Origin of the sequence: Kribbella sp. VKM Ac-2568, from assembly GCF_004345365.1 — a bacterium.
GTDB classification, from domain to species: Bacteria; Actinomycetota; Actinomycetes; order Propionibacteriales; family Kribbellaceae; genus Kribbella; species Kribbella orskensis.
Window position 1 is genome coordinate 197,873 of record NZ_SLVF01000003.1, and the last position, 18,841, is coordinate 216,713.

An 18,841-nucleotide genomic window follows, 5' to 3' on the forward strand; every position below is an offset into this window, starting at 1 on the left:
GTCGTCATGGTCGCCGCACAACCTGAGGATCGGATCGCCTTCGGTACCGCCCGGGCCAGGTGGGTGCTGGCCGCGACGGCGCTCGGCTCCGGGATGGCGTTCCTGGACGGCACGGTGGTCAACGTCGCGCTGCCGAAGATCGGCGAGGACCTCAACGCCGACATCTCCGGACTCCAGTGGATCGTCAACGGATACATGCTGATGCTGTCGTCGCTGATCCTGCTCAGCGGCTCGCTCGGCGACCGGCTCGGACGGCGGCGGACCTTCGTCGCCGGCGTGATCTGGTTCGCGCTGGCCTCGCTGATCTGCGCGGTGGCGCCGAACCTCGAAGTGATGATCGCGGGCCGGATCCTGCAGGGCATCGGCGGCGCCCTGCTGACCCCCGGCAGCCTGGCCATCCTGCAGACCAGCTTCCAGCACTCCGATCGGGCCAAGGCGGTCGGCGCCTGGTCCGGTCTGACCTCGGTCGCCGCGGCCATCGGCCCGTTCGTCGGCGGCTACCTGGTCGACAGCGGCTCGTGGCGGCTGATCTTCCTGCTCAACCTGCCGCTGGCGCTCGCCACCGTCCTGATCACGATGCGCCACGTCCCGGAGAGCCGCGACGAGGCGGCGACCGGCAAACTCGACCTCGCCGGCGCCGCGCTGGCCACGATCGGCCTCGCCGGGCTGACGTTCGGCCTGATCAGCGCGGGCGATCGCAGCTTCGGTGATCCGGTGGTGATCTCGGCCCTGGCGATCGGGGTCGCCGGGCTGGCGGCGTTCGTCGAGGTCGAGCGGCGCAGTTCGCACCCGATGCTGCCGCCCGGCATCTTCGCCAACATCCGCTTCACCGGCGCCAACCTCGTCACCGTCGCCGTGTACGGCTCACTGGGCACCGCGACCTTCCTGCTGGTCGTCTACCTGCAGACGGCACTCGGCTACTCGGCGCTCGAGGCCGGCGCGTCGTTGTTGCCGATGACGCTGCTGATGCTGGGTCTGTCGACCTACGCGGGCGGGCTTTCCGAGCGGATCGGCGCGAGGATCCCGATGACGATCGGGCCGCTCCTGATGGCCGCGGGCTTCCTGCTGATGATGCGGGTCACTCCGGGCGCCGACTACCTCACCGCGGTACTGCCGTCGGTGGTGGTGCTCGGCCTCGGTCTGGTGTCCACGGTCGCACCGTTGACCGCGACCGTGCTCTCTTCGGTCGAGGACCACCATGCCGGGATCGCATCCGGCGTGAACAACGCGGTCGCCCGGTCCGCCCAGCTGATGGCGGTCGCGGCGATCCCGCTGGCGGCCGGGATCACCGGCGACTCCTACCGCGATCCGGTGGCCTTCGACCAGGGATTCCAGATGGCGATGTGGATCTCGGCGGCGCTCGCGGCCGCGGGCGCGGCAGTGGCCTGGGTGACGTTGCGACAGCCGCAGCCGACGCCCCGCGTCCCCGAGCAGGTCAACCGCCGGCACTGCTCGCTGGACGCGCCGCCGCTGGCCAACAGCCCTTCGACTACTGCGTCACGGTGAAGGTCCGCACCGCGACCAGGTGGAACTGGCCGAGCTTCACCAACTGGATCGGCACGATGTCGGTAGCCGGCCAGGACCTCCCGACCAACCGATGGCAGAGATGGCAGCGGTGGTTGGGTTGGTTGTGGGGGGTGGGACACCAAGACGGGACCTCGGACAGGTTATTCCTTGTCCGAGGCCCCCATTTCCTGCCCGAGCCCCCCTTTCCTGTCCGAGGCCCCCATTTCCTGGCCGAGGTCCCCATTTTCTGTCCGAGGTCCGCCGAATCGGCTACAGCCGTCACTGCTCCGGCCGACGTGTCACCAACGTCGTGGCCTCTGTCTAGCGCTGGATCTTGCGGGGAAGGGAGCGGTAGTGCTTGCGGCTTTCGGGTGGGAGGTGTTCTACGGCGTAGGAGAGCATGGTGCGGGGCATGGCGGGCGCGTAGGTGTCGAGGAAGGTGAGCAGGGCTTCCGGGGAGACTCGTTTGCCGGCCTCGCGGAGCATCCAGCCGGAGGCTTTGTGGATCAGGTCTTCGGGATCGTCGAGGACCAAGGCGGCCAGGGCGAAGGTGTCGTCGGTCTCGCCGGCCGTGATCAGCCGGTGGGTGGAGACCAGAGCGATCCGGCGTTCCCACAGGTCGGGTGAGGCGATCAGGTCGTAGAGGATCGTGCGGGGCTTGTCCAGGAGGTAGGCACCGACGATCTGCGCGGCACTGCAGTCCACGAGGTCCCAGTTGTTCACGAACGCGGTGTTGCGGAGGTACAGGTCGTAGATCGCGGCCAGCTCCGCCGGGTTCGCAGTACGGGGCTTGAGGGCTAGCGAGGCACGGTCCGCCAGCAGGCACAGGATTGCCAGCCGGTGTTCGTGGACCGGGCTGGCGAGAGCCTGTTCCAGATCCTCGAGCGGCAACCCCGCGCGGACGAAGGGCTTGATGAGCGGGCGGAGGGACGAGAGTTTGACGCCGATCATCTGGTCGCCATGGCCGTAGCCGCCGGGGCCCAGTTGGAAGTAGCGCGCCAGGACTTCGGCGACCGCCGGATCCGCCGCGTCGTCGATCGCCTGCAGCAGTTCGCCGACGGCGTTCAGATCAGCAGCCCTCCGGTGACGCGAATGTTCTGGCCGGTGATCCAGCGGCTGTCGGGGCCGGCCAGGAACGCGACCACGTCGGCGATGTCGGCCGGTTCGCCGACACGTCCGAGGGCGGTGATGCCGACGAGCATGTCGGCCGCCTCCGGCGGGTTCGAGTCGCGGAACATGTCCGTCTCGGTGGCGCCGGGAGACACGCAGTTGACCGTGATCCCGCGCGGACCGAGCTCCCGGGCGGCGACGGCGGCGAACTGCTCGAGCGACGCCTTGCTCGCGGCGTACAGGGAGATCCCGGGGCCGGGCATCGCGGTGTTGAGGTGGAGATGTTGATCACCCGCCCTCCGTCCCGCAGTACCGGGCCGGCCTTCTGCAGCGCGAAGAACGGACCCTTCACGTTGGTGGCCATCATCCGGTCGTACTCCGCTTCGGTGACGTCCGCGATCGGGGTCACCATGGCGCTGGCCGCGTTGCACACGAGGATGTCCAGGCCGCCCGTCGATTCGCAGGCGGTGTCGAAGACCTCGGACAGCGCGGAGAGGTCGGCCTGGTCGGCTTGCACCGCGACGGCCTGTCCACCGGCTTCCTTGACCGAGGCGACGACCTCGTCCGCGGCCTGCTCATTGGACGCATAGGTGAAGGTGACTGTCGCGCCGTCGGCGGCGAGGCGGCGGACGATGGCTGCACCGATGCCGCGCGATCCGCCGGTGACGAGTGCTGCCTTGCCGTCCAGTACGCCCATCACAACTCCTTCAGTAGCTGCCTCATCGTCGCGATCTCCTTGGTCTGGGTGACGCTGACCTCCTCCGCGGTCTCGCCGACCCGGAGGTCCGAGCCGTTCTCGAGCTGCGCACCGCTCATCGTCACCGCGCCCTCATGATGCTTGATCATCAGGTTCAGGAACAGGGCGTCGAAGGCCGTCCCGGTCGCCTTCCGCAGCGCCGCGAGCTGGACCTGAGTCGCCATCCCGGGCATGTCGCTGTGATCCAGGTGCTGGACGTGCTCGAGGTTCGGCGGGGTCTGGCCGCGGGCGGTGAGCATCTGCCGCATCGCCTCGATCTCGGGCTTCTGGCCGACCCGGATCCGCTCGGCCAATGACCTGACCTTCGGGTTCGCCCCCGAGGTCCGGGCCCACTCGGCCATCTGCAGGGCCTGGGTGTGGTGGACTATTGCAGCAAACGTTCTACGTCACGCTCCGGGGTCACTGCGGTGACAACCGTTGTGGCCTCGGAGCCTTCGGGCATACGGTTGCCCTCAGGGCTGTTTTCCACCACGCCAGGACCGCCCGGCGTCCGCGAGAGACACCCCGGGGGAGAGACGCGTGACCAGCCAGCCCGAATCAAACGACGGGGGCATGATCCGGACCACGTTCAGCACAGTCACCGAGGTATTGGAGAACGGCGTCCTGCTGGTCCGGCTGTCCGGCGAGATCGACATCGCGACCACAGAGTTCGCCGCCGAGGCGATCCGCGCGGCCATCGCGCCACCCACCCGTCTGGTCCTGATCGACGTCTCCGCGGTGACGTTCTGCAGTTCCGCGGGACTCGGCAATCTGGTCGAGGCCCGCACCCTGGCCGGCCGGCACGGTATCGACCTCGCCCTGGTCGGGGTCGGACGTCCGGTGGACCGGCCACTCGCCGTCACCGGACTTGGCGGCCAGTTCCGGATTTTCTCCTCGGCCGAGGAAGCGCTGCGCGAGCGTTGACCCGCGGATCTCTCCGAGCCCGGTGAAATCGTTGCCAGAGCGTCACGATCGGCCCGGCGCTCCTCGATCGACCGATCCTGCCCCTACGATGACGGCGTGACTGGGGAATCCCGGAGCCAACCAAGCCGGCCCACCGTGCAGGACGTGGCCCGGGAAGCCGGCGTTTCCGCTTCCACGGTGTCGCGAGCGCTGCACACCCGCGGTTACGCCTCCCGCGAGGTGCGTGAGCGGGTCCAGGAGGTAGCCCAGCGGCTGGGCTACGTTCCGAACCACATGGCCCGGAACCTGCGCAGCCGCACCTCCACCGCCATCGGCGTGCTGATCTCCGACCTGCGCAACCCCTTCTACGCCGATCTCGCCGCCGGGATCGAGGAAGTACTGCGGTCCGAGGGCTACCAGATGATCCTGGTGAACGACAACGGTGACCCCGAAGAGGAGATGCACGCGGCCGAGACCCTGCTGGCCATGCAGGTCGCCGGGGTGATCGTGACCCCGGTAGCAGCGGGCTGCCCGAAGATGCTCTCGGAGAACGGGATCCACGTGGTCTGCGCCGACCGGCAACTCGGCCGGGCGGGCAGCGACGCGGTACTGAGTGACAACAAACTCGGCGCCCGCGAGCTCACCGAGCACCTGCTCGGCTTCGGCCATGAGCGGATCGGCCTGCTGATCGACGAGACGAAGTGGTCCACCGGCGCGGGCCGGCTCGCCGGATTCCGGGCAGCGTACGAGGCGGCCGGAATCGAGCTCGACGAGAACCTGATCGTCTACACCAGCTTCGACGCCGAGGCGGCCCGCCAGACCACCAGCGAACTCCTCGACCAGCAGCACGTCACCGCGATCCTGTCCGCGAACAACGTGCTCGCCCAGGGCGCACTGGCGGAATTGAAGGCTCGCAGGCTGAAAATCCCGCAGCGGATCAGCCTCGCGGCGTACGACGACGTGCCATGGATGTCACTGGTCCAGCCCGGAATCACCACCGTGGACCAGCACACAGTGGATCTGGGCCGTAGCTGTGCGCAACTCCTCCTGGCCAGGATTCGGGACGAACTTCCCGCTAGACGGCGCGTAATCAGGGTCGCGCCACGCCTTGTTATCCGCGGATCCACCGGACCCGCTCCCAGAAAGTGAATTTCTGGCGTACCACCGGCCTATGACACAACTTCAAGTAGACCGAGTGATCGCCAGGCAGCTCGACCGTCACGCCGAGGTCGCCTACGCGATGCACAGCCAACTGGACGCGATCCAAGCGGTCGCCGACGAGCTCATCCGCCGCCTCGAATCCGGCGGTGTCCTCTACACCTACGGCAACGGCGGATCCGCCGCCGACGCCCAGCACCTGGTCGGCGAACTCATCGGCCGGTATCTCCGTCAGCGCCGTCCCCTGGCCGCGGTGGCGCTCGTCGGGGACGCGGCGGTGGTGAGCTGCATCGCCAACGACTACGGGTACGACGACGTGTTCTCGCGCCAGGTGGAGGCCTTGGCCCGGCCGGCGGACATGGTGATCGGCTTCACCACCTCCGGGACCTCCCCGACGGTGGTGAAGGGGCTCGCCGCGGCGCGGTCGGCCGGCGCCTGCTCCGTGGCGTTCACCTCGACCCGCGGGATCGCCCTGGCGGCGGCGGCCGACCTCGCGATCGTCGTACCGGCCGAGGAGACGGCCCGGATCCAGGAGATGCACCTGGTCGCGCTGCACCTCGTCAGCGAGCTGGTCGACCAGTGGGCCGCCGCCTGCTGAACCCCACCCTCCCCACGGCCCGGGCGCTCTCCACCGCGACCGGGCCGTCCGACGTACCGGCCGGTCTGGCATCCTTGGGCCCTCGCGCCTTGTCCGGCGCGGACCGGTTGATGCGATAGCGTCCTAGTGCGCCGCGCCGGTCGTACTCCGAGTGATTGCGGAGTCCAGGTGCGTGCATCGCGAGGCGGAGAAGCGTCCTCGATGCGGAGCATCGTGGACGTTTCTCCAACGCCGCGAGGTGCGTGCCTGGGCACCGCAAGCCGGAGTACGACCGGCGCGGCGCACTGAGTCCCCCCGAAGAAGGAAAGTTCATGGGTGAGAGTGCCAAGATCGTCGTTGTCGTGCCGACCTACAACGAGCGGGAGAACCTGCCCGTGCTGGCCGGTCTGCTGTCCGACCTGAAGGTGCCGGGCCTGCAGATGCTGGTGGTCGACGACAACTCCCCGGACGGCACCGGCGACGTGGCCGACCAACTGGCCAAGGAGTCGCCCGACCAGGTCGGCGTACTGCACCGTACCGAGAAGGACGGCCTTGGCCGCGCCTACATCGCCGGAATCGGCCGCGCGCTGTCCGAGGACGCCGACATCGTGATCCAGATGGACGCGGACCTGTCCCACCCCGCCTCGGTGATCCCGACCATGGTCGACACCCTCCGTACGACGGACGCGGCCGTGGTGATCGGCTCGCGGTACGTCGCTGGTGGTTCCGCCGCGGCCGAGTGGGCCTGGCACCGGCGGCTGCTGTCAGCCTTCGCGAACGTCTACGTGAACACGATCCTGCGGCTGCACGTGAAGGACGCCACCGCCGGCTTCAAGGCGTGGAAGGCCGAGACGCTGCGCAAGATCGACGTCGCCACGATCCAGAGCAACGGGTACTCGTTCCAGGTCGAGATGAACTACCGGACCGTCCGGCAGGGGATGCGGATCGCCGAGGTGCCGATCCGGTTCGAGGAGCGCACGGTGGGCGCGTCCAAGATGAGCCTGAAGGTGCAACTCGAGTCCGCCCTGATGCCCTGGAAACTCCGCTTCAAGCGCTCCTGACTCAGATCGACCGGGCCACTGACCCGGTCATCTGCCGGACCTCGGCGCGCACGGTGTCGAGGTCCTGAACATAGGCCGCGAAGCAGATGCTGACGCTCACGTCGTTGACCGTCGGCGCGCCACGCAGCCGCAGGCACTCGCCGGCGAGCGAGTAGACCAGGTAGTCCTCGGTGCGCCGCCCGGTGAAGCTGATCCGGGCTGCCTCCACGACGTTGAGGTTGGGCGGCGGTACGGACGCCACCCGCCCGTACCGGACGTCGCGCAGGTCCTGCGTCTCGGCGAACGCATCCACGTCCGGGCGCAGTAGCGGTAGCGAGGTGACCGGGTTCGTCACCACGTAGAACCTAGCCTCGGCGCCTCGCTCGAAGGAAGTGACCCGGATACCGAGGTGGTCGTAGGTCTGCTTCGTCCAGCCTCTGGCGATCTGCACGAAGACGCCTTGTTCGACCGGCGTACCGACATCGAGGTCCGGCTCGCGGCGAGGGTCCGGGAGGGGATCACTTCGGCGGGGGTGGGTGTTGCCCGGACCGCCACCGGTTGGGCGGAGGTGTCCGTCTGCCGGACCAGGACGCCGGCCCCGGCGAAGAGCCCTACGACCAGCACGAGCAGGCCGAGGGCGAGCAGCGCGATCCTGGTGTTGCTGATGGAATCTCCGGGCCGCCGGTACTCCGGTTGCCGGTTCTCTGTTTGCCGGTCGGGTGGTTCGTGCATCAGATGGACCGCGCGACCGAGGCGAGCATGCGGCTGGCGTCGCGGTACGCGGCCGCGGTGTCGTCCTTGCGGGCCTCGACGCAGACCGCCACGGTGACGTTGTGGATCGACTCGACGCCGGTCATCGTCGTACACCGGCCGGCGACCGAGAACGTCGCGCCGCTCTGCTTGAACCGTCCCGTGAACGACACCTGGGCCTGGCTGCCGATATTCGAGTTGACCGGCTTGAGCGTCTTCACCTTCCCGCTCTGCACGCCGACCAGCTTGTCGGCTGTCTTCACCATCCCGACCATGGCCGGCGCCGCGGCGGCCGCCGGGTAACCGACCGGGGAGACGACGACGTACGCGACGCCCCGGCCCTGCGCCGCGAGCGTCATCGAGTACTTCGTCGTGTGGAGCTTCCGCCATCCCTTCGCGGGATCGACGTACACGTCGTCGTACACCTCCAGCCCCTTGTCGACGTCCTTCACCGTGCGGCGCTTCTCCGGCGGGGTCGGCGAGGGCAGCGGCTCACTGGGCGGCTCGGTGGGCTCGGTCGTATCTGTGGGTTCGTCGGACGGCGTCGGCGTCGGCTCTGCCGAGGAGAGACCGTCGGTGAAAGAGCCGGTGGGCGCCGGAGCCGCGGCATCGTCCCCACTCCCACGGCTCGCGACCAACACACCCGCCCCGCCGATCAACGCCACCACCAGGGCGATCGCCCCAGCCAACAGCCATGACCCTCTCCTCCGCACCGGAGGCACGCCCACGAACCCCTGCGCATCCCCGTAGCCAGGCGGCGGCCCGTACTGCGGTCCGTACTGCGGAGGCCCAGGCACCGGCTCGTACTGCGGAGCCCCCGGTGGAGGACCGTACTGGGAGGGTCCGGGAGGCGGACCATGCGGCGCAGCGCCGGGCGGAGGTCCGTACTGCGGGTGTCCCGGCGGAGGTCCGTACTGCGGAGGTCCGTACTGCTCGGGTGGGGGCAGGGGTGTTTGGTCGCTCACGGTGGAGGCCTCATCGGATCGGCGCGGGTCGAACGCGTCGGTCCCCGGTTCCGACCGGCAGAGGTTATAACACGCGAGACCCCGCTGCTCCCCGACACCGGAGGATTGCAGCAACTGACATCGCTCAGCCGTAGCCGAGGTCGTGCAGGCGGGCGTCGTCGATGCCGAAGTGGTGCGCGATCTCGTGCACCACTGTGATGTTCACCTCGTCGACGACCTCCTCGACGGTCTCGCAGATCTCGAGCGTCGGGTTGCGGTAGATGGTGATCCGATCCGGCAGCACGCCGCCGTAGTAGTTCCCGCGCTCGGTCAGCGGGATGCCCTCGTAGATGCCGAGCAGGTGCGGGTCGCTGTCCGGGGCGTCGTCCTCCACGAACACGGCCACGTTGTCGATCAGTGCCGCCAGCTCAGGCGGAACCTGGTCCAGCGCCTCGGACACCAGCACCTCGAAATCAGCCCGGCTCATCTCGATCACCCGGCCAGCGTAGGCAGGTCGGAGTACAAGCCTGTCATTCCGCACCGCCGCGACAGGTTCCTGACTTGCCGGTTTCTGACACGGTGAGATCTCGTAGCGAACGCTACCCCCGCGAATACTGACGGCCATCGGTCGCGTCCCGGCGGCCGGCTCTTCCGTCCCCCGGTTCCAGGAGAGATCAGTATGAGAAAGCGCACGTTCTGGGCATCCGCGGTCACCACCGCAGCCCTCGCCCTCGGGTTGGCCACCGCGCCGCTCCCAGCCGCCGCCGTACCGACCGTGGCGACCGTCGCCGCGGCGCCTAGCGCCTCCGGCCCGCAGAACCTCTCCCCCGAGGTCCAGCAGATCGTGGATGCCCTGCCCGCTCTGCGCGAGCGCGCCGCCGCCGTCAGGGTCAAGCTCGGACTCGAGAGCAACGCGGTGCAGGACGCGCTGATCGAGGCGATCGACCCGACCCAGTACGACTGCCCCGCCGCCAACCCGCCGGTGGTCGACGCGATCCTGCCGGACACCACTGGCTGGACGTTCGAGCAGCGGCTCGCAGTACTGCACGTGCTGCTGTTCAACATGGCGCTCGTGGACGCCGCCTACCTCCCGCAGACCGGGCCGTTCACGTACGGGGCGCACGGCGAGTTCACGAACCAGGCCAACCGCACCTTCCGCGATCTGAAGGGCTTCTGGGACATTCCGTCCGGCGACATCCAGATGGTGCCGGCCCACGGCCGCTCGATGCTGGACGCCGAGGTCAACTACCGGGTCTTCACCGTCGTCTACGGCCTCAACCCGGCGCAGTCCAGAGTCTCGGCAGACCTCGTCGCCAAGGAGCTCAACAGCGCCGCCCTCGGGTACGGCGACCTGCCGGTGTTCACGTTCAACGCGTACGCGACGTCGGGCGGCGAAGACCTCGGCAGCTACGGCACAGCACCGAAGCGGATCGCCCTGGGCGACGGCGTCTTCGACGGCTTCGCGAAGGTGGGACTCGGCGACGTGGCGCCGCAGGCCATCCTGGCGCACGAGTTCGGCCACCACATCCAGTTCGCCGACGACCTGATGCGGACGGACCTGCCGGGCCCCGAGGCTTCGCGCTGGGCGGAGCTGATGGCGGACGCGTTCAGCTCGTACTTCCTCACCCACGCCCGCGGCGCCTCGATGCAGTGGAAGCGCGTCCAGCTGTTCGGGCAGATGTTCTACCAGCTCGGCGACTGCGGCTTCTCCGCGGAAGGCCACCACGGCACACCGAACCAGCGGATGGGTACGGCGCTTTGGGCCTACGGCCTGGCGGCCAGCGCTCGCCCGCAGGGCCACATCCTCCCGGCGATGTCGTTCTACCAGCTGTTCGCCACCCAGTACTCCCAGCTGATCGCCCCGGACGCGGCCAACTGATCACCCCCTGATCACGTGGTGCGCCGGCCCCCTCCCCCGGCGCACCACGTGGTCAGGCCGTCTTTCGCGTTGCTCCACCCCGACCTTCGCGCTCCTCCCCGCCCCGTCTTTCGCGTTGCTCCACCCCGACCTTCGCGCTCCTCCCCGCCCCGTCTTTCGCGTTGCCAGGAACTCGTTTTGGAGCCTGGGCCGGTCTCCTCTATGCTTACGGCTGTCCCTGGAGCTTCGGCTCCCGCGGGTCCGAGTCCCCATCGTCTAGTGGCCTAGGACGCTGCCCTTTCAAGGCGGTAACGCGGGTTCGAATCCCGTTGGGGATACGGTCGAAAGACCGATGTCAGCACCGCTCGAACGATGGTGTAACATCATCGAGCAATCTGGCCCAGTAGCGCAGTTGGTTAGCGTGCCGCCCTGTCACGGCGGAGGTCGCGGGTTCGAGTCCCGTCTGGGTCGCCAGGAGAGTGGCGGCGGGTGTCAACACACACCGCCGCCAATTTTCTCTCCCGGTCAGGTAGCTCAGCTGGTAGAGCGTCCGCCTGAAAAGCGGAAGGTCGGCGGTTCGAGACCGCCCCTGACCACCCTTCTGACCTGCGGTTTCTCAGTCTGAGAACCGCCGATCCTCCCGCTAGTCCAGCAACAGGTCCAGGAACGCCCCCATCCGGCGAGCAGGACCGCCAGCTTGTCGAGGGCCCTCCGCTGGTCCTCCAGCGACGCGTGAGCGTAGATCGTCATCGTCACGTGCACGTCAGCGTGCCCGACGATCGCCTGGACGATGTGCGGCGGCACTCCGAGCAGCAGGAGCAGCGTCACGCAACTGTGGCGGAGGTCACGGAAGCGCATCTCCCCCAGCTCGCCTCATCCGATGACAGAGAGAATCTGATCGCAGAAGTTGTCGTTGGTGAGGTCGTCCTTGCCGGGATCCTTGACCTCCCGCGCGGAGATGAACTCGTCGTCCGAGGGGTCCGTCGGTGTGCCGCCGTCGTCGACCAGGATCTCGGTCCAGAGGCCACCGCTGTCCTGGAAGACCAGCTTGCCGTCGGAGTCGTACCACTTGTCGCCACCGGTCGGGGCGACCAGGATCGTCAGGGTGCCGTCGCCGTTGTCCGTCACTCTCCTGTCCTTGTCGGCCGAGTTGAACACGTTGGTGATCTGGTTGCCGTTCGCCAGGTTGGTGAACGTGGCGGTGCCGTGGCTGGCCGCCTGGGAGTAGACGAGTCCCTCTGGGCCCTTCGCGTGCAGCACGAAGTTCCCCTCGACCTGGAAGTCGATCTGGACGGTGATGCCCGCACCGCAGAAGTCCTCTTCCACGTCGGTGCTGGAGTCTGTGAAGTGCTCGTGCTCCAGCGTTTCGGCCGCGGCCGGGCCGGCCAGGCCCGCCGATGTCGCCAGTGCGAGCAGAACGGCTCCGCTGGCGATCGCTGCTCTGCGCTTCAGTTCCATGGAACTGCCTCCCCTTTTCCCCGAATGTCTTGATGTCGTGGCGTGGACCGCATTGCTCGCGTCCGTGCCTGTACGGCGGCGGTTGCGGAGCCAGTGGCCGAGGGTGATGAGGCCGAAGCCGACGGCGTAGATGGTGCTGGTGAAGGCCAGGTAGCCGAAGGAGCCCTTGGTCGGGTCGGCGGGGAAGGCCTCAGTGGAGCCTTTGACCCACTCCATCATCAGGGTGGCTGTCTGGAAGGTGAAGACCTGCGCGAACAGGATCGCGTAGATCAGGTGGGCGGCCAGCCGATTGCGGACCAGGAGTCCGAGTGGCAAGGCGACGAGAATAGTCAGAATGGCGATCATGGAGATCCCTCCGGAGTTTGGTGGAGACTCCAAGGTCACCTGCCGACGTCGTCCGGCGCATCGAGGTCTGCCCTGATCCGACGGTCCGTACTGGCACTGATCACCGGATGGGCGAATCCAGTGGACAATGCGGGTATGAGCCCCAGGTTCGGGTCGATCTGGCTCGCGACCGCCGTATGCGCCGCTGCCGGACTGGTCCTTGCCCTGAGCGCGCTCCACCCGGCCGGCGACGGATGGCCGACGACCGTCTATCTGCTGGCGCTGGTACCTCTCGCGCTGGCCTGGCTACTCGCAGTACGTGCGCCTGCTTCACCTGTCGGCGCGGCAGTGGCTTGGCTGGCCGCGTCCCTGCTCGTCATCCCCGCGCTCAATGCCTGGGGCCAGATGTCCTGGTCTGCAGCGGGCTTCGCCAATGCGCTGAGCGCGGTCGGCTGGCCGTGGCAGCTCACCGGCTTTCTGGCGCTGCTGCTGGTCTTCCCGGACGGGTTGCTCGCCGGTCGCCGCTGGATGGTCATCGCCGTCGGCGTCCCGGTGTCGGCCCTCGTTGTCGGCGTGGCGATGACCGTCACGATGGACTACGGCGAGCCCCACGCCTTCACGGCTCCCGTGCTTGTGCCGGAGCCGATCGCGATGCCGCTGATGATCGGTGCGCTGACGTTCCTCCTGGCCGTGGTAGTTGCCTGCAGCATCAGTATCGTACTGCGCTACCGGCGCGGGAACGAGCGGACGAAGCAACAGTTGCGCTGGCTGATCCTGGCGACCGGTGCCGTGGTGGCCTTGATGGTGGCCAGCTGGATCGTCAACTCCTTCGGATTGATCGGCGAGGCGGCCTATGGGGCTTTCCTGCTGGGCATTCTGGTCCTCGTCCCGGCCGCCGTCGCCATCGCGGTACTACGGTACGACCTGTTCGAGATCGACCGGATCCTGAGCGACTCGGTGGCCTGGGTGCTGACGACGCTGATCGCCGCCGCGCTGCTGGCGGGTGGTGTCGTTCTCACCGGGTACCTGGCCGGGCGGGACTCCGTGATCGGGCTGACCGGCTCGGTGTTCCTGGTCGCTGTCCTGGTGCTGCCCTTGTATCGAAGGATTCATGGCGCGGTCGGAAAGGTGCTCGACCGCGACCGGACGGTTCTGGTCGCGCAGATCGAGCGATTCGTCATGCGGGTGCGTGATGGATCGGCCGAGCCCGAGGAGGTCGAGCAAGTGCTGAGGTCCGCGGTCCGGGATCCCCAGCTGACCTTGCTGCTGGCCGATCCCGCCGGGACCGGGCTGGTGGATCTGACGGGCACCGGGCAGGTGGCGGGCGGCGACTGGGTCAGGGTGCCGCTGCGGACCGCCAGTGCGGACATCGGCGTCATCCTGGTTCGTCCCGGCTCGATGCGCCGCCTGCGCCGGGCGAAGCTGGCCGCGTCGGCCGCGCGGTTGCCGATCGAGGTCAGCCGGCTCCGGATCGGGCTGCGGCGGGCACTGACCGAGGTGGACGAGAGCCGTCGCCGCCTGGTCTCGGCCACGATCGACGAACGCCGCCGGCTGGAACGCGACCTGCACGACGGCGCCCAGCAGCAACTTGTTGCCATCGGCATGCAGTTGCGGGCTGCGCAGTACCGGCTGCGGCCGGACGACCCGGTCTCCGGCGATCTCGACCTCGCCGTCGAACGGCTGGAGGCCACGGTCGCCGAGCTCCGCCGACTTGCCCACGGCGTGCGGCCCGCCAGCCTCGACGACGGCCTTCCGGCCGCGCTGGCCCGGCTCGGCGCCAAGTGCCCGTTGCCGGTCGACTTCGTCGTCGAGGAGACGACAAGCTCCGAGGTCGTCACAGTGACCGCGTACTTCGTGGTCGCGGAGGCGATGGCGAACGTCCTCAAGCATGCACGCGCATCCCGGATCGGCATCACCGTCGAACGTCAGGGCGACCGCCTGCACGTCGCGGTGATCGACGACGGGATCGGCGGCGTCCCGGCCGACGCCGGTCTGACCGCCTTGCGGGATCGCGTCGGTTCCGTCGGCGGCCGTCTGACTGTGATCTGTGGACCAACGGGCGGTACGACGGTCGAGGCGGTGCTGCCGTGCGCGTCCTGATCGCGGAGGACTCGGCGCTGTTCCGGGAAGGCCTCGCCGGGTTGCTGACCGCCGCGGGGCACGAGGTGGTGGCGTCCCTGGCCGGCGCGGACGGCCTGGTCGACGCGGTCATTGAGCACGAGCCCTCGGTCGCGGTGATCGATGTGCGGATGCCGCCGACGATGACCGACGACGGAGCAGACGCGGCCCGCGAGATCCGGCGGCGTCGACCGGAGCAGCCGATCGTGTTGCTGTCGCAGCATCTCGAGACCCGGCACTCCGTGCAGTTGGTGTCGACCGGGGCGTTCGGATATCTGCTCAAGGATCGGGTGCTCCGGGTCGAGGACTTCCTCGACGCTCTCGAACGGGTCGCCTCCGGTGGTTCTGCGCTCGACCCGGCCGTCGTCTCGGCGCTGCTCGCTCCCCGGCGATCGGAGCTGGAACCCTTGTCACCAAGGGAACTGGAGGTACTCGGTCTGGTCGCCGAGGGGCACTCGAACGCCGCGATCGCCGGCAAGCTCTTCGTCACCGACCGCACGGTCGAGAGTCACCTGCGCTCGATCTTCCAGAAGCTGGCGCTCGACGAATCGGCGGCCACGCATCGCCGGGTGCATGCGGTGCTCACCTATTTACGGGCCTCAGGCAACGCCTAGGACCCTGTCCCGCAACCGCTCCAGGCGTACTGCGGCGGTTCCGCGGTAGGCGGAGCGCTGTACTGCGGCCAACGGGCCGGCGTGTTCGAACGAGTGAGTGACCACCCGTCCTCGAGCAGCTACTCACCGCGCTCACGGAAGCACCGGAACCTACCAGCTCATCTCGATCCGGCCCGGCGTGATCGCGGTGTACTCCAGCCAACCACTCAGGCCGGGGCGAGCCGGCAGTGTGTACCGCACGCCGACAGCGGGGGTGGCAGGACCGTCGAAGCTGAGGAAAGCCTCGTTCCACAACGGCAGAGCGAGCGGGTTGAGCAGTACGTCGGCAGGTGATCCGTTGATGGCGAGACTCGCTTGTTCCATGGGTTCAGCCCTCCTGGGCAGCACGCCGCCGAGCCAGAGCCTGTCCCGCGGAAAAGGCATTTGCGACCGCGTGCAGTGTGGTGATGGTCTCGTCCACCGGTTGTCCGGCGACCAGTTGATCGATGGCGTCGTGCAGTGCGTCCTCGGCCACGACGATGCGTTTGCTGAGCGCTTTGCCCTCAGCGGTCAGGCTCAGCGCCAGGTAGCGCCGGTCGTCCGGATCGGTGTCTCGTTGGACCAGCCCTTGGCTGACCAGGCGATCCACCAGTCGGCTGGGGCTGTTACCGGTCTCGCAGACGAGCATCCCGCCGAGTGCGCTCAGGGTGAGCGGCCCGTGATCGCGAGCACCAGCCCCAACTCGGCATCGGTCTGCGCCGAACCGGTGTGCTCAACCCCACCACGACGCCAGGCACCTTGGACACGATCTGCACCGCGACCGCCCCGGACGCGGTCCAAACCCTCCGCACAAACCGCGACGCCACGCAAGCAGGCTATCCAAGCAGCGTTCTTAGTAACCAAAACAGCCCGACCTCAGCGACAAAGACGCAGGTCACCGGCCTGCCGACCGTCAAGTCACCACGGCGTGGCACGAGTCAGGTCAGACGTGTCGGCTTCCAGCACGTCCATGCCATACGCCTAGTCGGGCTACCGGCAGGCAGAGCCGGTCCTCCCCTGCCCGGAGCCGGTTCCGTGACGAGCCTGGCCGTCTCCACGCAGCCGCTGACCACGCGCGCGGGCAGATTCCGACGGCCGCCAACACAAGGCCTACATCCGGAATCAGAGCCCGATCGTGAGCCAAGTCAGGTGGCACGGCATCCATCACTTCCGTCTGCTCCAGCCGCCACGAGCCGAATTGCAGAGGGCTGGAACATACGGGAGGCAGGGCGGGCGGTGTAGCAGTCAGTGCAGCAACATGTCGCTACAGCCGCCGCCCTGGGCAGGCGTCGAGCACCGACTAGTGCGCTCGGCAACAGAGCCGAGTGCGACATTCCAGCGACCTGAAAAGCGGAAGGTCGGCGGTTCGAGACCGCCCCTGACCACCCTTTCTAAGCGTGAATCCGGCCCTCCTGGGCCGACCGCCATTGCCCGTGAGTCCCCCTCAGCGACCATCCCTTGTCGCACGGATATCGCACGCGCTGGTTCGTGTCTCTGGGCCTCACGCGTCCTGCCTTGCAAAGGCAGTTCAGCTTCTCGGTGCAGCTGAGCGGCGAAGAGCAAGCGCTGGACGTGGGTGAGTCCTCCCCGTGAGTGACCGGCTGGGCCCGTTGTCGCCTACCCATTAGGGCACGTGGAGGGCACGCGCACCGTCACCCAGACCATCGGCCCTCCCATTGCGAGTCCGATTGCCTGAGCGGACGCAGGCACACCCTGGCCCATGAGCACTGGCCTCGCGGGCTTTGGTGACTGCGCCGCCGTGGGATGATCCGGTCCAGGTCGGGGCGGGTAGAAGGGAACGGCATGGCGCTGGAGAAGAGCCGGGCGAGTCGACCGCCGCGCTGGGTTCGGATCGTACTTGGCGCGGTCGCGGTGATTTGGGCCCTGGGGCTGATCACCGCGGACGAACCGAGCGACGTCGTGTTTAGGGTCTTTTTCTGCGGAAGCCTGGGGCTCCAAGCGGTCGCACCGCGCGGGTTGTACGACGGCCGGTTCAACGCTTGGTTGCGAGCTCACCCGGTCGTGAACGCAGGGCTGACTATTCTGCTGCTCGGAACCGCGCTCTACGTGGGATTGTCCATCTTCCTCGCCGACTGGCTCGGCGTGGTGATCGCGCTACCGCTGGCGGCCGGCGCCGCCGCCTGGGCCGCCTACCGGGCCCGTTCCGTCGAGCAAACGACCTAGCGTGGCCGGCGACGACCTACTCATTACGAGGCCGTTCACCTAAGCCCGAACCACGCGACGACCCTCGACCGTGGGCAATGATCGTGCTCACTGGTCAGGGGTCGTTGACGGCTGTTCAGGGCCCTTCGGGGGCACCGCAGGGGCACGGTTTTCTATACGGTGATCAGGCTCGACCGTACCTGTTTCACTTGGCTGGCCTACCTCCATCGCCAGGGCATCCGCCTCAATCTGCCGCTCGACTTCCGTCTCGGCCGCCTTGATCAGACGCCGCCTCTTGATGAATCGCATGCTCGGCGTCTGGAGGGGATGTCAAACCATTCTTGAACAGGCTGCTGCGTGGACGGTCGCGGACCTGAGTGGGACGATTGCGCCATGGCAGACGGACCTGCCGGCCGGTTGTCGGACGTGGGTGAGCACGGGTTGGAGCTCCGCAAGGAAGCCTTGACCATGGCCCTTTATGTGCGATCTGCCTGATGGCCTCCTTGATCGCGATACCGGAGAGCGCCGTCGAGCACACCAACGTGTGGGGACTCGTCTGGGGGATCACGCTCGGCCTCGCGATCGCGCACTGGTTCGCCTTCCGTGTCTCGGCACGGATGGCAGGGGCTGGCGAGGTCCGCTCTTCCGATGTCGAATTGGCTGGTGCCCAGCTGGTCGGCGCGGCCGGCGTCGCAGTGGTGGTCACCGTTGGTGTGCTCCTGCTGCCCGACTCCGTGGAACTCGAGGGCGCCGAGTTCCTCCTCGCCGCCTTGATCTCCCTAATCGGGTTCGCCGTAGCTCGAGGCGCTGGCGCGTCCCTCTTCCGGGCCGTGGTGTACTCGCTCGCCGTGCTTGTGTGCGCGGTCATCATTGCCGCCCTGAAGAACCTGCTGGCCGGGCACTGACGGGACCTCCCTGCCGATCGTTGCGGGTCGCAGCGAAGGGCAACCGCGCCACCCGAAGGCGCGAACGCTCATCTGGGCGTGGTGGGCGCTCCGGCCGATCCTTTGGGGTCGAGGGTTTGCTGGATCTGCTCCAGCCTCAAGGTGATCTCCGCGAGCTGGGCAGCCAACTGCTCGATACCCACCGCCTCCGCGGTCTCGGAGTCAGCGATCCGCTCCTGGCGCGCCCGCTCCACGAAGCTGGAGGTGATCACCGCGGTCACGATCGTCACGAACGCGATCGCCTCCAGCAGGAACAGCGCCCCCACCAACCGCCCAGCCGTGTTCTCGGGGGTCACGTCGCCGTACCCGACCGTGGTCACCGTCTGCAACGCCCACCACAGCCCCCTACCCAGGTCCGGGAACTCCTCCGGATCAACCACGGTGATCAGCACGCCGCCGACCAGCACACTCACCAGCGTTGCGGCCACGATCACCGCCATCGCCTTGCGCACCGACAGCGGGTCGCGCCGGAACGCGTCGAACCGGCGCATCACCAACAAACGAGCCATGACGCCCGCTCCTTCCTGGAACGCAATAACCACGATCGTCCCACCGCTAACCGGCAATGGCATCGGCGGGAAACCCGGTCAAGTTCGATGTGGTTCTCGGCGACATGACCA

18 protein-coding genes, 3 tRNA genes and 3 pseudogenes are annotated in these 18,841 nt (G+C 68.0%); 13 read left to right on the plus strand and 11 right to left on the minus strand.

Going from position 1 to position 18,841, the window contains the following annotated elements; genetic code table 11:
• Positions 1-6 precede the first annotated feature (6 nt).
• The gene (locus EV648_RS08360; RefSeq protein ID WP_132287256.1) at positions 7-1,506 is read left to right on the plus strand and encodes a DHA2 family efflux MFS transporter permease subunit; all 1,500 of its coding nucleotides are present in this window, start codon (positions 7-9) and stop codon (positions 1,504-1,506) included.
• A gap of 321 nt (positions 1,507-1,827) precedes the next feature.
• Here the strand turns inward: EV648_RS08360 and EV648_RS08365 are convergent, their stop codons facing one another.
• The 3 genes and pseudogenes from EV648_RS08365 to EV648_RS08375 form a co-directional block, all read right to left on the minus strand.
• Positions 1,828-2,619 carry a DNA alkylation repair protein gene (locus EV648_RS08365; RefSeq protein ID WP_370452708.1) on the minus strand — a complete coding sequence of 264 codons (792 nt, stop codon included), beginning with the start codon at positions 2,617-2,619 and terminating at the stop codon, positions 1,828-1,830.
• Positions 2,571-3,313 (minus strand): annotated as a pseudogene (locus EV648_RS45120) (SDR family oxidoreductase). Before EV648_RS45120 ends, EV648_RS08365 begins: the two are co-directional and overlap by 49 nt.
• Positions 3,313-3,741 (minus strand): DUF305 domain-containing protein, encoded by a 429-nt coding sequence (locus tag EV648_RS08375; protein WP_255512831.1) that lies wholly within the window; start codon positions 3,739-3,741, stop codon positions 3,313-3,315. Before EV648_RS08375 ends, EV648_RS45120 begins: the two are co-directional and overlap by 1 nt.
• A 151-nt stretch (positions 3,742-3,892) precedes the next feature.
• On the opposite strand from EV648_RS08375, the gene EV648_RS08380 reads away from it, so the two are divergent.
• The 4 genes from EV648_RS08380 (at position 3,893) to EV648_RS08395 (ending at position 7,051) form a co-directional block, all read left to right on the plus strand.
• Positions 3,893-4,276 (plus strand): STAS domain-containing protein, encoded by a 384-nt coding sequence (locus EV648_RS08380; protein WP_132287262.1) that lies wholly within the window; start codon positions 3,893-3,895, stop codon positions 4,274-4,276.
• 96 nt (positions 4,277-4,372) lie between these two features.
• Positions 4,373-5,404 carry a LacI family DNA-binding transcriptional regulator gene (locus EV648_RS08385; RefSeq protein ID WP_132287264.1) on the plus strand — a complete coding sequence of 344 codons (1,032 nt, stop codon included), beginning with the start codon at positions 4,373-4,375 and terminating at the stop codon, positions 5,402-5,404.
• A 22-nt stretch (positions 5,405-5,426) separates the two neighbouring features.
• Positions 5,427-6,011, plus strand: a complete 585-nt coding sequence (locus EV648_RS08390) for an SIS domain-containing protein (protein WP_132287267.1) — start codon at positions 5,427-5,429, stop codon at positions 6,009-6,011.
• Between the two features lie 311 nt (positions 6,012-6,322).
• The gene (locus tag EV648_RS08395; protein WP_132287270.1) at positions 6,323-7,051 is read left to right on the plus strand and encodes a polyprenol monophosphomannose synthase; all 729 of its coding nucleotides are present in this window, start codon (positions 6,323-6,325) and stop codon (positions 7,049-7,051) included.
• A 1-nt stretch (position 7,052) separates the two neighbouring features.
• Here the strand turns inward: EV648_RS08395 and EV648_RS08400 are convergent, their stop codons facing one another.
• The 3 genes from EV648_RS08400 to EV648_RS08415 all read right to left on the minus strand — a co-directional run bounded on the left by EV648_RS08400 (position 7,053) and on the right by EV648_RS08415 (position 9,220).
• The gene (locus EV648_RS08400) at positions 7,053-7,481 is read right to left on the minus strand and encodes a hypothetical protein (RefSeq protein WP_132287273.1); all 429 of its coding nucleotides are present in this window, start codon (positions 7,479-7,481) and stop codon (positions 7,053-7,055) included.
• A gap of 280 nt (positions 7,482-7,761) precedes the next feature.
• Positions 7,762-8,469 (minus strand): hypothetical protein, encoded by a 708-nt coding sequence (locus tag EV648_RS08405; protein WP_132287276.1) that lies wholly within the window; start codon positions 8,467-8,469, stop codon positions 7,762-7,764.
• Between the two features lie 400 nt (positions 8,470-8,869).
• Complete coding sequence (locus EV648_RS08415; protein WP_132287279.1) at positions 8,870-9,220, minus strand: metallopeptidase family protein; 351 nt, start codon at positions 9,218-9,220, stop codon at positions 8,870-8,872.
• A gap of 183 nt (positions 9,221-9,403) precedes the next feature.
• Between EV648_RS08415 and EV648_RS08420 the strand changes: the two genes are divergently transcribed.
• The 4 genes from EV648_RS08420 (at position 9,404) to EV648_RS08435 (ending at position 11,178) form a co-directional block, all read left to right on the plus strand.
• Complete coding sequence (locus tag EV648_RS08420) at positions 9,404-10,603, plus strand: hypothetical protein (protein WP_132287282.1); 1,200 nt, start codon at positions 9,404-9,406, stop codon at positions 10,601-10,603.
• A gap of 244 nt (positions 10,604-10,847) precedes the next feature.
• Positions 10,848-10,920: transfer RNA gene (locus tag EV648_RS08425), tRNA-Glu, on the plus strand.
• A 59-nt stretch (positions 10,921-10,979) separates the two neighbouring features.
• Positions 10,980-11,056, plus strand: a tRNA-Asp gene (locus EV648_RS08430).
• A 49-nt stretch (positions 11,057-11,105) separates the two neighbouring features.
• Positions 11,106-11,178, plus strand: a tRNA-Phe gene (locus EV648_RS08435).
• Between the two features lie 142 nt (positions 11,179-11,320).
• Here EV648_RS08435 and EV648_RS44695 read toward each other — a convergent pair.
• Positions 11,321-11,440 (minus strand): annotated as a pseudogene (locus EV648_RS44695) (tyrosine-type recombinase/integrase); the annotation flags it as partial.
• A 15-nt stretch (positions 11,441-11,455) separates the two neighbouring features.
• Positions 11,456-12,385, minus strand: a complete 930-nt coding sequence (locus EV648_RS08445; RefSeq protein ID WP_132287285.1) for a hypothetical protein — start codon at positions 12,383-12,385, stop codon at positions 11,456-11,458.
• A gap of 135 nt (positions 12,386-12,520) precedes the next feature.
• Here EV648_RS08445 and EV648_RS08450 point away from each other — a divergent pair, with 135 nt between their 5' ends.
• Complete coding sequence (locus EV648_RS08450) at positions 12,521-14,464, plus strand: histidine kinase (protein WP_132287288.1); 1,944 nt, start codon at positions 12,521-12,523, stop codon at positions 14,462-14,464.
• Entirely contained in the window at positions 14,452-15,096 is a 645-nt protein-coding gene (locus EV648_RS08455) for a response regulator transcription factor (RefSeq protein ID WP_132287291.1), read from the plus strand. The genes EV648_RS08450 and EV648_RS08455 overlap by 13 nt, the downstream gene beginning before the upstream one ends.
• Before the next feature lie 150 nt (positions 15,097-15,246).
• Here the strand turns inward: EV648_RS08455 and EV648_RS43900 are convergent, their stop codons facing one another.
• Both EV648_RS43900 and EV648_RS08465 read right to left on the minus strand, forming a co-directional pair.
• Positions 15,247-15,459: a hypothetical protein gene (locus EV648_RS43900; protein WP_241994971.1), complete on the minus strand. Its 213-nt coding sequence runs from the start codon at positions 15,457-15,459 to the stop codon at positions 15,247-15,249.
• A 4-nt stretch (positions 15,460-15,463) separates the two neighbouring features.
• A pseudogene (locus tag EV648_RS08465) lies at positions 15,464-15,790 on the minus strand (MarR family winged helix-turn-helix transcriptional regulator); the annotation flags it as partial.
• A gap of 1,127 nt (positions 15,791-16,917) precedes the next feature.
• On the opposite strand from EV648_RS08465, the gene EV648_RS08470 reads away from it, so the two are divergent.
• Both EV648_RS08470 and EV648_RS08475 read left to right on the plus strand, forming a co-directional pair.
• A complete protein-coding gene (locus EV648_RS08470) occupies positions 16,918-17,298 on the plus strand; it encodes a hypothetical protein (protein ID WP_132287297.1) in 381 nt (126 codons plus the stop codon).
• Between the two features lie 473 nt (positions 17,299-17,771).
• Positions 17,772-18,182: a hypothetical protein gene (locus tag EV648_RS08475; RefSeq protein ID WP_132287299.1), complete on the plus strand. Its 411-nt coding sequence runs from the start codon at positions 17,772-17,774 to the stop codon at positions 18,180-18,182.
• A 68-nt stretch (positions 18,183-18,250) separates the two neighbouring features.
• Here EV648_RS08475 and EV648_RS08480 read toward each other — a convergent pair whose 3' ends face one another.
• Complete coding sequence (locus EV648_RS08480) at positions 18,251-18,730, minus strand: potassium channel family protein (RefSeq protein WP_199234496.1); 480 nt, start codon at positions 18,728-18,730, stop codon at positions 18,251-18,253.
• Positions 18,731-18,841: the final 111 nt, after the last annotated feature.